The sequence below is a fragment of the Streptomyces kurssanovii genome (genome assembly GCF_040677245.1).
GTDB lineage: Bacteria > Actinomycetota > Actinomycetes > Streptomycetales > Streptomycetaceae > Streptomyces > Streptomyces kurssanovii.
In genome coordinates, this window is the sequence record NZ_JBFAQK010000057.1 from 1 (window position 1) to 11,757 (window position 11,757).

Below are 11,757 nucleotides of genomic sequence, written 5' to 3' on the forward strand. Positions count from 1 at the left end.
ACCGACAGAGCACGGACGGGCCGACGGGAGCGTGTCCCGTCGGCCCGTCCGTATGCGCCGTATGACTGTGCGTCAGGCGTCGACCTTCTCCATGACCTCGTCGGAGACGTCGAAGTTGGCGAAGACGTTCTGCACGTCGTCGCTGTCCTCGAGCGCGTCGATGAGCTTGAAGATCTTCCGCGCGCCCTCTTCGTCCAGCTCGACCTGCATGGTCGGGACGAAGTTGGCCTCGGCGGAGTCGTAGTCGATGCCGTTCTCCTGGAGGGCGGTGCGGACCGCGACCAGGTCGGTGGCCTCGCTGAGCACCTCGAAGGACTCACCGAGGTCGTTGACCTCTTCCGCGCCGGCGTCGAGCACCGCTCCGAGGACGTCGTCCTCGGACAGTTCGCCCTTGGGGACGATCACGACGCCCTTGCGGTTGAACAGGTACGACACCGAGCCGGGGTCGGCCATGGAACCGCCGTTGCGGGTCATGGCGACACGGACGTCGGAGGCGGCGCGGTTGCGGTTGTCGGTGAGGCACTCGATGAGCACCGCGACACCGTTCGGGCCGTAACCCTCGTACATGATCGTCTCGTAGTCGACGCCGCCGGCCTCGAGACCGCCGCCGCGCTTGACCGCGGAGTCGATGTTCTTGTTGGGCACGGAGCTCTTCTTGGCCTTCTGGATGGCGTCGAAGAGCGTCGGGTTGCCGTCGATGTCGGCGCCGCCGGTACGGGCCGCCACCTCGATGTTCTTGATCAGCTTCGCGAAGAGCTTGCCGCGCTTGGCATCGATCACGGCCTTCTTGTGCTTCGTCGTAGCCCATTTAGAGTGGCCGGACATCTGCCTGTCTCCTTCGCGTAACCCTTTACTGAACGAACCCCAGAGATCCTACCGGGATCCCGTCAGGCGTTATCGCGCACCATGTCCACGAAAAGCGCGTGCACCCGGTGGTCGCCCGTCAGTTCGGGGTGGAAGGACGTCGCCAGCGCGTTGCCCTGGCGTACGGCGACGATGTGTCCGTCGTGCTCCGCGAGCACCTCGACCTCCGCGCCGACCGACTCGACCCAGGGGGCGCGGATGAAGACACCCTCGACCGGGTCGCCGTCCACACCCTTGAGTGCGACGGCCGCCTCGAAGGACTCGTTCTGCCGCCCGAAGGCGTTACGGCGGACGATCATGTCGATGCCGCCGAACGTCTCCTGGCCCGACCTCGGATCGAGGATCTTGTCGGCGAGCATGATCAGACCGGCGCAGGTGCCGTACACGGGCATCCCCGCCCGCAGCCGCTCGCGCAGCGGATCCATGACACCGAACAGCACGGCCAGCTTGGAGATGGTGGTGGACTCGCCGCCCGGGATCACCAGGGCGTCGATCTCCGCCAGTTCCTCGGGGCGCCGGACCGGCCTGGCCACGGCATCGGCCGCGGCCAGGGCGATCAGGTGCTCCCGTACGTCGCCCTGGAGCGCCAGGACACCGATCACGGGAGTGGTCATCACCAGCCCCGGTTGGCGTAGCGCTCGGTCTCGGGCAGGGTGTCGCAGTTGATGCCGACCATGGCCTCGCCCAGGTTGCGGGAGGCGTCCGCGATGATCTTCGGGTCGTCGTAGAAGGTGGTGGCCTTCACGATGGCCGCGGCGCGCTTGGCCGGGTCGCCCGACTTGAAGATGCCCGAGCCGACGAAGACGCCCTCGGCGCCGAGCTGGCGCATCAGCGCCGCGTCCGCGGGGGTGGCCACACCGCCGGCCGAGAACAGCACGACCGGCAGCTTGCCGAGCTCGGAGACCTCCTTGACCAGCTCGTACGGGGCGCGGAGCTCCTTGGCGGCGGCGTACAGCTCGTTGTTGTCGAAGCCGCGCAGCTTGGCGATCTCGTTCTTGATCTGGCGCAGGTGGCGGACGGCCTCCACGACGTTGCCGGTGCCGGCCTCGCCCTTGGAGCGGATCATGGCCGCGCCCTCGGCGATGCGGCGCAGGGCCTCACCGAGGTTGGTGGCGCCGCACACGAACGGCGTGGTGAACGCCCACTTGTCGCTGTGGTTGACCTCGTCGGCCGGGGTCAGCACCTCGGACTCGTCGATGTAGTCGACACCGAGCGACTGGAGGACCTGGGCCTCGACGAAGTGGCCGATACGGGACTTGGCCATGACCGGGATGGAGACCGCGTCGATGATCTCCTCGATCATGTTCGGGTCGGACATCCGGGCCACGCCACCGTCCTTGCGGATGTCGGCGGGCACGCGCTCCAGGGCCATGACGGCGACGGCGCCGGCATCCTCGGCGATCTTCGCCTGCTCGGCGTTGACCACGTCCATGATCACGCCGCCCTTGAGCTGCTCGGCCATGCCGCGCTTGACGCGAGAGGTGCCGATCGCCGAAGAGTCAGCAGTCTGCGGGAGGGGGCTGGTGGACACGGGGACCTCACTCGATGACGACGTTGCGATGCGTCACCGATGGAACATCCGCCGACCAGTCCACTGCAAGGGCCAATGGAAAGCCGGTGGATCGTTTTCGCCGGTCAGGTGGGCCGGTCCGCCAGCGCTGCGGGCGGTTCGTCGTCCATTTCGAAGGCCAGCGGGAACGGGGCGTGGCCCGCCAGCCGGAACCAGCGGACCGTCCGGTGCCGCCGCAGCGCACGCGCCGCGCGCACGGAGTCGTTGTGGAAACGACGCGCCATCGGCACGCGGCGCACCGCCTGCGCGAGCTCCCCGGCGGCTTCCTCGCCGCCCGGCACCTGACGCACCGCCTCGACCTGCTCCCGCGCGCCGAACACGGCACGCAGCGCGGCGCTCAACTCGCTCTCGGCGACCTCGCGGTGCTCCTCCTCGGCCTGACGGGCCTCGTGGGCGGCCTCGTAGAGCACGATCGACGCGGCGGGATCGAGTACGCCGGAGGTCGCGAGCTCCTGGGCGACGGAGGCCCGCCGCAGGAGTTGGGCATCGAGCGCGGCACGGGCCGCGTCGATCCGCGCGTGCAGCCGGTCGAGCCGCCCGGCGGTCCAGCTGAGGTACATGCCGACGGCGACGAGGGCCACGACGATCCAGATCAGGGTGCTCACGGGCGGCAAGGCTACCGGGCCCTCGGCGGGCGGCCGCGCGACGCCCTGCCCCGCCCCTTTCCGAACGGGGGCAAGCCCCGGGCCCCGTGGGCGCCGACGTCCCGGCGCCGCCCTCCCTGCTGGCGGAGGGACTGTGAGGGCTTCCGCCCTCGCACCCTGCGCGACCCTCCCCACACCGCTGCGCGGAGCCGCTCCCCGACCCCACCCCTTCCCGGTACCGGGCCGGCCACGGGGGCTGACGCTCCCTGTCCCCTCGCGGAGAGAGGGAGAGGTTTGGTGGGTGCTGGCGCCCGCACCCCGAACCCCTTGCGCGGCCCGGCCTTGACCCCGGCCCGGTGCCGCTGCGCGGGGCGTCTCCCCCACCCCGCCCCTTCCCAAAACCGGGGCAAGCCCCGGGCCCCACGGGGGGCTGGCGCCCCACATCCCCCTCCCGGGGAGGAGGGAGGCTCGGTGGGGGCCGGTGCCCCCACATCCCCGACGGCAGCTTCCCGCCGCGAGACGCCCGACCGGCGCCTGGCACCAGCGCTCGGACGCCACCGTCCCGGGGCCCGGGACTGCCCCCGCACGCAACCCGACGACCACCGGCCGGGACGGGCTGCACCGGACGTGAGGGGGCGGGGTCGTAGGAGGGGGTGTCCGGAAGTGAAGCGTCGCAACTCGCGCGCAGCGCGGTGAGGACAGCCATTCCGGACACCCCCTCCGGAGGCCCCGCCCCGGCACCCACCACAACGCCGGCGCCCCGCAAGGGCAACGCACCCACACCCGGGCCTCGCGTGCACCGGGCGCAACGCACCCGCACGGCACGGCCGCACCGGGCCACGCCCGCAAGGGCGGCAGCCACCACCGGCGCAGCCACGCCCCGCACGGAGCTACACACCCCACAGGCCACGCCCGCAGGGGCGCAACGCAACAGGACCGGGCCACTCCCCCAATGGCGCAACGCACCCACACCGGGCCACGCGTGCACCGGGCGCAACGCACCCGCACGGCACGGCCGCACCGGGCCACGCCCGGACCCGTGGTGCCCGGGTGTGGGGCGATCAGTCGCGGGCCGCCAGGCCGAAGCGTGCCCGGAGCCCCGTGCGTTCGTCCGTCGCCACCGATGCCGCGCCGTCCGTCACGGTCTCGTACACCGCGAGGATGTCCGCTCCGACCGTCGACCAGTCGAACCGCCGCACGTGCGCGCTGCCCCGCGCACGGAGCTCCGCCCGGCGCTCGGGGTCACGCAGCAGCGCGACCGCCGCGGCGGCCAGCGCGTCCGCGTCCTCGTTGGCGAAGAGTTGGCCGGCGGCGCCCTGGTCCAGTACCTGCGCGAACGCGTCGAGGTCGGCGGCGAGCACCGGCGCGCCCGCCGACATCGCCTCGACGAGGATGATCCCGAAGCTCTCGCCGCCGGTGTTGGGCGCCACGTACACGTCGACGCTGCGCAGCAGCCGCGCCTTGTCCTCGTCGCTGACCATGCCGAGGAACTCGACCTGGGACCGCATGGCGGCCGGCAGCGTCGCGACGGCCTCGTCCTCGTCGCCGCGTCCGGCGACCAACAGCCGTGTGTCGGGGCACTGTTCGAGGATCGCGGGGAGGGCCTTCATCAGGACCGGCAGCCCCTTGCGGGGTTCGTCGATGCGGCCGATGAAGCCGATCGTGTTCCCCTGCCATTCCTTCTTCGGCTCGGCCTTCTCGAAGAAGCCGACGTCGACGCCGTTCGGGATGACGACGGCGTCGCCGCCGAGGTGCTCGACGAGCGTCCGCCGCGCGTACTCGCTGACGGCGATGCGCGCGCTGATCTTCTCCAGCGCCGGCTGGAGGATCGGATACGCGGCGATCATGGCGCGGGAGCGCGGGTTCGAGGTGTGGAACGTGGCCACGATGGGGCCTTGGGCCGCCCAGCACGAGAGCAGCCCCAGCGAGGGCGACGCGGGCTCGTGGATGTGGATCACGTCGAAGGTGCCGTCGTGCAGCCAGCGTCGTACCCGGGCCGCGGAGAGGAACCCGAAGTTCAGCCGCGCCACGGAGCCGTTGTACGGGACGGGCACGGCCCGTCCGGCCGAGACGACGTACGGCGGCAGCGGCGTCTCGTCGTCGGCGGGGGCGAGCACGGACACGTCGTGGCCGAGCCGGATCAGATGCTCGGCGAGGTCGCGGATGTGGAACTGCACACCGCCGGGTACGTCCCACGAGTACGGGCAGACGATGCCGATCTTCACGCCCGGCGCTCCTCGAGGTCCACGAGCCACAGCCGTTGCAACATGTGCCAGTCCTCCGGGTGTTCGGCGATGCCGGTGGCGTAGGCATCGGCCAGCGCCTGTGTCATGGAGGACGTCTTCTCGGCGCGCGTACCTGTCTCGGGTACGTCGACGGGAGCGTGGACCCGCCCGTGCATGACGGGCTCCTCGCCGTACCAGAGGGTCACGGGCAGCAGCAGCGCGCCGGTCTGCTGCGCGAGCAGCGCGGGTCCGGCCGGCATGCGGGCCGTCTCGCCGAAGTACTTGACCTCGACCCCGGACGCCGACAGGTCGCGATCGGCGACCAGGCACACCAGGCCGCCGGCGCGCAGCCGGCGCGCGAGGGTGCCGAAGGCAGCGCCGCCCGAGTGCGGGAGGACCTCCATGCCGAGGCTCTCGCGGTAGGCGACGAACCTGTCGTACAGGGACTCGGGCCGCAGACGTTCGGCGACCGTGGTGAACGGCACGCCGAGGGCCCTGGTCACCCACACTCCGGCGAGGTCCCAGTTGGCCAGGTGCGGCAGTGCGAGGATCACGCCCCGGCCGGAGGCGAGGCCGTCGGTCAGGTGGTGCACGTCCTGGATCGCGACATCGCGTTCGACGCGTTCCCTGCTCCAGGTCGGCAGACGGAACGACTCCATCCAGTAGCGCATGTACGAGCGCATGCCGGCCTTGGACAGCTCCATGAGCCGCTCGGGGGTGGCGTCGGGCACGACCCTCGCGAGGTTGGACTCGAGCCGCAGCACGCCCTTGCCGCGCCGCTTCCACGCGGTGTCCGCGATGGTGCGGCCGAGGCGGGCGGCCATCGGTTCCGGCATCTTCTTGACGGCGCTCCAGCCGAGCCCGTAGAGGGCGTCCGTCAGCTTGTCCCGCATCGTCACGCCTCCGCCCCGCTTCCCTGCGCCGCTGCCGCGTCGGCCTCGGCCGACTCGCGCCGCACGGTGACGACCCGCTGCCCGAGCGTCACGAGGCTGCCCACGGCGACGATCCACAACGCGATCGGCAGCAGGATGTCGATGCCGGGGACGCCGAAGCCGTGCAGGCCCGCGAGGCCCGCCGCGACCAGTGAGATCACCAGTCGCTCCGCGCGCTCCACGAGCCCGTTGACGGCCACCGGGAGGCCGATCGATTCTCCGCGTGCCTTGGTGTACGAGACCACCTGACCGCTGGCGAGGCAGAAGATGGCAACCGCGCACAGCACGTTGTCGTCGCCGAGGCCGGCGTACCAGAGCGCGAAGCCGCCGAAGATCGCCCCGTCGGCGACCCGGTCCAGCGTCGAGTCGAGGAAGGCGCCCCACCGGCTCGAAATCCCCGCCTGGCGTGCCATGTTGCCGTCGACCAGGTCGGAGAAGACGAACAGCGTGATGACGATCGTGCCCCAGAAGAATTCTCCGCGGGGGAAGAAGACCAGTGCTCCCGCCATCACTCCGGCCGTGCCGATGAGAGTCACCGCGTCGGGGCTGACCCCACGGCGGAGCAGAAACGCGGCGAACGGTGTGAGGACACGCGTGAAGAATGCACGCGCGTACTTGTTCAGCATGGCCTTCCCGAGGGTTCGGTGGGCCGCGTGGCCCCTACGGCCACCGGCTGGCCCATCGTAGCCACGACCGTCCGGGCGCAGCGCCGCGCACCCGTCCCGGGAGGCGGCGTCCGACGTATGGACGCACAGTGACGGGAGTGGAAAGCTCGAAAGACCACCGCGGGCAACGCCGGAGCTGCCCCGGACGCCCTTCGGGACGCCTTCATGGCTCCCCCGCCGCCCGCGGCTTCCTTCCCTCGCCGTGCAATCGAGCGTGAATCGATCGGGAGGCAAGATCATGGGCGACAAGGCGCACGCACACCACCCCGGGGCCGCCGGCAGAGCAGTAACGGCCGACCGCCCCGCATCCGTACGGAATGTGGTGCTGGTCGGCCACAGCGGATCAGGCAAGACGACCCTCGTGGAGGCGCTGGCGCAGACCGCGGGAGCGGTCAACCGGGCCGGCCGGGTCGAGGACGGCACGACCGTCTCCGACCACGACGAGATCGAACACCGCCAGCAACGCTCCGTACAGCTCTCGCTCGTCCCCCTCGAATGGGGCGGGTGCAAGATCAACCTGCTGGACACCCCCGGATACGCCGACTTCGTCGGTGAGCTGCGGGCCGGTCTGCGAGCCGCGGACGCGGCCCTCTTCGTCGTCTCGGCCGCGCAGGAGGCGGACGCCGTGGCCGGCGCCACCCGCATGGTCTGGGAGGAGTGCGCCGCGGTCGGCATGCCACGCGCGATCGTCGTGACACACCTGGAGACCGCGCGCACCGGCTTCGACGAGCTCACCGCCGTCTGCGCCGGCATCTTCGGCGGCGACGACCCCGACGCCGTACTGCCGCTGTACCTGCCGCAGTACGGAACCCAGCACGCGGACGGGCACGCGCCCGTCACCGGCCTGGTCGGCCTGCTCACCCAGAAGATCTTCGACTACTCGTCCGGCGAGCGGAAGGAGAACCCGCCGGACGCCGAGCAGACGCCGATGATCGAGGAGGCCCGCGGCCGCCTGATCGAAGGGATCATCGCCGAGAGCGAGGACGAGACCCTCATGGACCGCTACCTCGGCGGCGAGGAGATCGACCTCAAGACGCTCATCGACGACCTGGAGAAGGCCGTCGCACGCGGCACCTTCCATCCGGTCCTCGCCGCCGCACCCGCCGTCAACGGTGCCAAGCAGGGCCTCGGCACCGTCGAACTGCTGGACCTGATCACCGGCGGCTTCCCCACACCCCTCGAACCCGAACCGCCGACGGTCACCACCCCCGACGGCGCACCGGGCCCGCGGATCACCTGCGATCCGAACGGCCCGCTCGTCGCCGAGGTCGTCAAGACCGCGTCCGACCCCTACGTGGGCCGGATATCGCTCGTCCGCGTCTTCTCCGGCACGCTGCGGCCCGACGACACGGTCCATGTGTCGGGGCACGGGCTCGCCGACCGGGGTCACGAGGACCACGACGTCGACGAACGCGTCGGCGCCCTGTCCGCCCCCTTCGGAAAGCAGCAGCGCCCCCTCCCCCACGCCATCGCCGGGGACATGGCCTGCGTCGCGAAACTGTCCCGCGCGGAGACCGGGGACACCCTCTCCGCCAAGGACCGGCCGCTCCTCATGGAGCCGTGGGCCATGCCCGACCCCCTGCTCCCCCTGGCCATCCAGGCCCACAGCAAGGCGGACGAGGACAAACTCTCCCACGGGCTCTCGCGCCTCGTCGCGGAGGATCCGACGATGCGGCTCGAGCAGAACCAGGACACCCACCAGGTCGTCCTGTGGTGCCTCGGCGAGGCGCACGCGGACGTCGCCCTGGAACGGCTCCGCAACCGCTACGGCGTGCAGGTCGACACCGTCCCGTACAAGGTGTCGCTCCGGGAGACGTTCAGCGACAGTTCCGCGGGCCGGGGCCGCCACGTCAAGCAGTCCGGCGGACACGGCCAGTACGCGATCTGCGAGATCGACGTCGATCCGCTGCCCCCGGGCTCCGGGATCGAGTTCGTCGACAAGGTCGTCGGCGGCGCGGTGCCGCGGCAGTTCATCCCCTCCGTGGAGAAGGGCGTACGCACCCAGGCCGCCCGCGGCGTCGCCGCCGGCTACCCCCTGGTCGACGTGCGGATCACGCTGCGCGACGGCAAGGCGCACTCCGTCGACTCCTCCGACGCCGCCTTCCAGACGGCCGGAGCCCTCGCCCTGCGCGAGGCCGCCGCCGACACCCGCATCAACCTGCTCGAACCGGTCGCCGAGCTGCAGGTCCTCGTCTCCGACGAATTCGTCGGACCGGTCATGAGCGACCTGTCCGGCCGCCGCGGCAGAGTCATCGGCACGGAACAGACCCCCGGCTCCCGCACCCTCGTACGCGCGGAGGTGCCGGAACTCGAGATCGGCCGATACGCCGTGGACCTGCGCTCCATCTCCCACGGCACCGGCCGGTTCAGCCGCCGTTACGCCCGGCACGAACCGATGCCCCAGCAGGTCGCCGACAAGGTGCGCCAACAGACGAACGGCGCCTGACGCCCCACCTGTTCGCTCCGCCGCCCGTCCCCGGCAGGCCTCGCCCGCCGAGGGGCGGGCGGACGGCCGAACGCCCCCTTAACCGAGGGCCGCACCCTCGATAGGCTGACCGCACCGACTGGGCTGCCCAGCTCAGAAGGTGTGCGGGGCACGGTAGTTGGGAACAGGCCGCAGTGCGGAAGCACGCGGCGATGGGGGCGGTAGTGGCCAACGACGTATTCGATTTCACGCCCGGGGCACAGGTCCCGCTCATGGGGGCGGCCGGACAGACCGCGGCGACGCACGCCCTCGCATCGGCCGCCTACCGGGACACGGAGCTGAAGGAGATCCTCAAGGCCAACAGCGAGTGGCACAAGTCCGAGGTGAAACCGGGAAAGATCTCGCTCTTCGAACCCAACCTCGGAGAGGCCTTCTCCCGGGCCGTCCAGCTCCGGATGCTCGGCGGCGCCCGCAAGGCCCTCATCCAGTCCTTCGGCACCGAACCCCAGTCCGTCGTCGAACACTGCCTGGCCGCCAACCGGCTGCGCCGGGAACGCGACAGCAGACTCACCGCCGTGATGGCCGTGTGCGGGCTGCTCTTCCTGCCCGGCCTCCTCCTGTGGCTGGGCGTCTTCCAGCTCCGCCGTACCCTCGCCGGCTCCCAGAACAAACGCGCGGGCGCCCTCGGCAGCCTGCTGCTGGCGGCGATCGGCATCCTCGCCGTGATCTTCCTCGTCCGGCTCCCCTTCGGCGGCTTCTGGGCGTACTACATCCGCGCGATGCTCGTCGCACCGGTCCTCGGCTGGTTCCTCGCCAAACGCATCTGCGAGGCGTCCGCCAAGGACATGCGCGCCCGCTGGGACGCCCTTCTCTCCGGCGGCGGCATCGGCGCCAAGGTGCCCGAAGCCGTACCGGGCAATCCCGGCGACGCCGCCCGTGAGCAGCTCCGCCAGGGGCTGGAGAAGCTCACCGCCGAGCAGCAGTCCAACGTCGTCTTCTACGCCGGCCCCAAGGGCATACTCGGCATGGGGACCCGGTGGGGCAGCTGGCAGATGGCGGAGGAGCTCGTCTCCCAGGACCCCGCCAAGGAGATCAACCAGTTCCGCAGCTGGGACGTCATACGGGCCATCCACGACAAGCTCAAGCTGCTGGAGCGCGGCCCGCTGAACTCGGGCGGCTTCCCGCCGCCCTCGGTCAAGCACTGGATCGTCTCCCCCGTCGGCGAGAACGCCGCCGCCGTCGCCCGGCCGGAGGGACAGGAGGTCGAGACCTTCCAGATCAAGGGCCACGAGATACAGCGCATCTGCAACCACCAGCAGTTCGGCAGCGGCAACCGCCACTACCTGGGCGTGCAGTTCACCCTCTGGGACGGCCAGCTGGTCATCACCATGATGATCACCGTCACCGTGCTCCACGAGACGCTGCGCGTCGAGGTCACCGGCCACGCGCTCGGCCCCGTGCACTCGCTGTTCACGACGAAGCCGGAGCCCAAGACGGTCACCGTCAGCAAGACCGTCCGGTTCTGGGAGACCGTGGACCGGGTCCTGCCCCTGGTGGACGCCAAGGAGGTCGTCCGCCTCGCCGTGCGGGCCCCCTTCACCTGGTACCCGCCGCTGCTCGACTTCCTCGGCGGCAAACTGGTGCTCCCCGAGCCCTTCGGCCTGCGGCACGCCTGGGCCGAGAAGCCGTGGCGCCACCGGTTCATGGCCGACGACGCGATGCGCGCCGCCGCACCCGTGCTGCGTGTGGCGCACACGGCCGCGCTGAAGGTTCTCGAGGACAACGGCGTCGACACCTCGAAGTTCGGCAACCGCGCCACCGTCGTCAGCGGCTTCGTCCAGGACCCGACACCCGGCAAGGCGGACGTCTACGACGCGTGAGCGTCAGCCCTTCGGCCAGTGCTCGGCGAGCATCCTGCGGGTGTCGCCGAGCAGCTGGGGCAGCACCTTGGTGTTGCCGATGACCGGCATGAAGTTGGTGTCGCCGCCCCAGCGCGGCACGATGTGCTGATGCAGGTGGGCGGCGATACCGGCGCCCGCCGCGGAGCCCTGGTTCAGGCCGATGTTGAACCCGTGCGCGCCGGACGCCGCGCGCAGCGCGGTCATCGCCTGCTTGGTCAGCACGGCGAGCTCGGCGGTCTCGGCGTCGTCCAGGTCCGTGTAGTCGGCGACATGACGGAACGGGACGATCATCAGGTGCCCGCCGTTGTACGGGTAGAGGTTGAGCACGGCGTAGACGCGTTCCCCGCGGGCGATGACCAGGCCGTCCTCGTCGCTCTTGGCGGGGATCGAGCAGAACGGGCAGCCGTCCCCGGAACCGGGACCCGTGGGCTTGTTCTCGCCCTGGATGTACGCCATCCGATGGGGCGTCCACAGTCGCTGGAACGCGTCAGGCGTCCCGACTCCGATCTGCTGCTCCGGCTGCTCTGTCGTCATGCGGGCCAGCATATTCGGCGCTGCACGCGGCATGCGGCGAGGGGCGGCCCCGTAAGG

Annotated in this window: 10 protein-coding genes; 2 read left to right on the plus strand and 8 right to left on the minus strand. The window is 71.0% G+C overall.

The features are described 5' to 3' along the window. Positions 1–72: 72 nt before the first annotated feature. The 7 genes from AB0K36_RS28205 to pgsA form a co-directional block, all read right to left on the minus strand. Complete coding sequence (locus tag AB0K36_RS28205; RefSeq protein WP_189473591.1) at positions 73–825, minus strand: YebC/PmpR family DNA-binding transcriptional regulator; 753 nt, start codon at positions 823–825, stop codon at positions 73–75. Between the two features lie 62 nt (positions 826–887). After that, entirely contained in the window at positions 888–1,478 is a 591-nt protein-coding gene (pdxT, locus tag AB0K36_RS28210) for a pyridoxal 5'-phosphate synthase glutaminase subunit PdxT (protein ID WP_364599727.1), read from the minus strand. Beyond that, complete coding sequence (pdxS, locus tag AB0K36_RS28215) at positions 1,478–2,395, minus strand: pyridoxal 5'-phosphate synthase lyase subunit PdxS (protein WP_005319758.1); 918 nt, start codon at positions 2,393–2,395, stop codon at positions 1,478–1,480. The genes pdxT and pdxS overlap by 1 nt, the downstream gene beginning before the upstream one ends. A gap of 104 nt (positions 2,396–2,499) precedes the next feature. Then, on the minus strand, positions 2,500–2,994 hold the full coding sequence (locus AB0K36_RS28220; RefSeq protein ID WP_364599780.1) for a hypothetical protein: 495 nt from the start codon (positions 2,992–2,994) through the stop codon (positions 2,500–2,502). Between the two features lie 1,085 nt (positions 2,995–4,079). Beyond that, positions 4,080–5,243: a glycosyltransferase family 4 protein gene (locus AB0K36_RS28225; protein WP_364599729.1), complete on the minus strand. Its 1,164-nt coding sequence runs from the start codon at positions 5,241–5,243 to the stop codon at positions 4,080–4,082. Further along, entirely contained in the window at positions 5,240–6,136 is an 897-nt protein-coding gene (locus tag AB0K36_RS28230; RefSeq protein WP_364599731.1) for a phosphatidylinositol mannoside acyltransferase, read from the minus strand. Before AB0K36_RS28230 ends, AB0K36_RS28225 begins: the two co-directional genes overlap by 4 nt. Before the next feature lie 2 nt (positions 6,137–6,138). Further along, entirely contained in the window at positions 6,139–6,801 is a 663-nt protein-coding gene (gene pgsA / locus AB0K36_RS28235; RefSeq protein ID WP_364599733.1) for a phosphatidylinositol phosphate synthase, read from the minus strand. A gap of 277 nt (positions 6,802–7,078) precedes the next feature. Here pgsA and AB0K36_RS28240 point away from each other — a divergent pair, with 277 nt between their 5' ends. Further along, positions 7,079–9,286, plus strand: coding sequence for an elongation factor G-like protein EF-G2 (locus tag AB0K36_RS28240; protein WP_364599782.1), 2,208 nt, complete (start codon positions 7,079–7,081; stop codon positions 9,284–9,286). 203 nt (positions 9,287–9,489) lie between these two features. Beyond that, on the plus strand, positions 9,490–11,145 hold the full coding sequence (locus AB0K36_RS28245) for an AbeC-like domain-containing protein (protein WP_364599734.1): 1,656 nt from the start codon (positions 9,490–9,492) through the stop codon (positions 11,143–11,145). A gap of 3 nt (positions 11,146–11,148) precedes the next feature. Here the strand turns inward: AB0K36_RS28245 and AB0K36_RS28250 are convergent, their stop codons facing one another. Beyond that, positions 11,149–11,712, minus strand: coding sequence for an HIT family protein (locus AB0K36_RS28250; RefSeq protein ID WP_364599735.1), 564 nt, complete (start codon positions 11,710–11,712; stop codon positions 11,149–11,151). Between the last annotated feature and the right edge of the window lie 45 nt (positions 11,713–11,757).

Excerpts from the sequence above, each read along its gene's own strand:
- AB0K36_RS28205 (WP_189473591.1), bottom strand. The coding sequence starts at position 825 with ATGTCCGGCCACTCTAAATGGGCTACGACGAAGCACAAGAAGGCCGTG.
- pdxT (WP_364599727.1), bottom strand. The coding sequence starts at position 1,478 with ATGACCACTCCCGTGATCGGTGTCCTGGCGCTCCAGGGCGACGTACGG.
- AB0K36_RS28220 (WP_364599780.1), bottom strand. The coding sequence starts at position 2,994 with ATGTACCTCAGCTGGACCGCCGGGCGGCTCGACCGGCTGCACGCGCGG.
- AB0K36_RS28230 (WP_364599731.1), bottom strand. The coding sequence starts at position 6,136 with ATGCGGGACAAGCTGACGGACGCCCTCTACGGGCTCGGCTGGAGCGCC.
- pgsA (WP_364599733.1), bottom strand. The coding sequence starts at position 6,801 with ATGCTGAACAAGTACGCGCGTGCATTCTTCACGCGTGTCCTCACACCG.
- AB0K36_RS28240 (WP_364599782.1), top strand. The coding sequence starts at position 7,079 with ATGGGCGACAAGGCGCACGCACACCACCCCGGGGCCGCCGGCAGAGCA.
- AB0K36_RS28250 (WP_364599735.1), bottom strand. The coding sequence starts at position 11,712 with ATGCTGGCCCGCATGACGACAGAGCAGCCGGAGCAGCAGATCGGAGTC.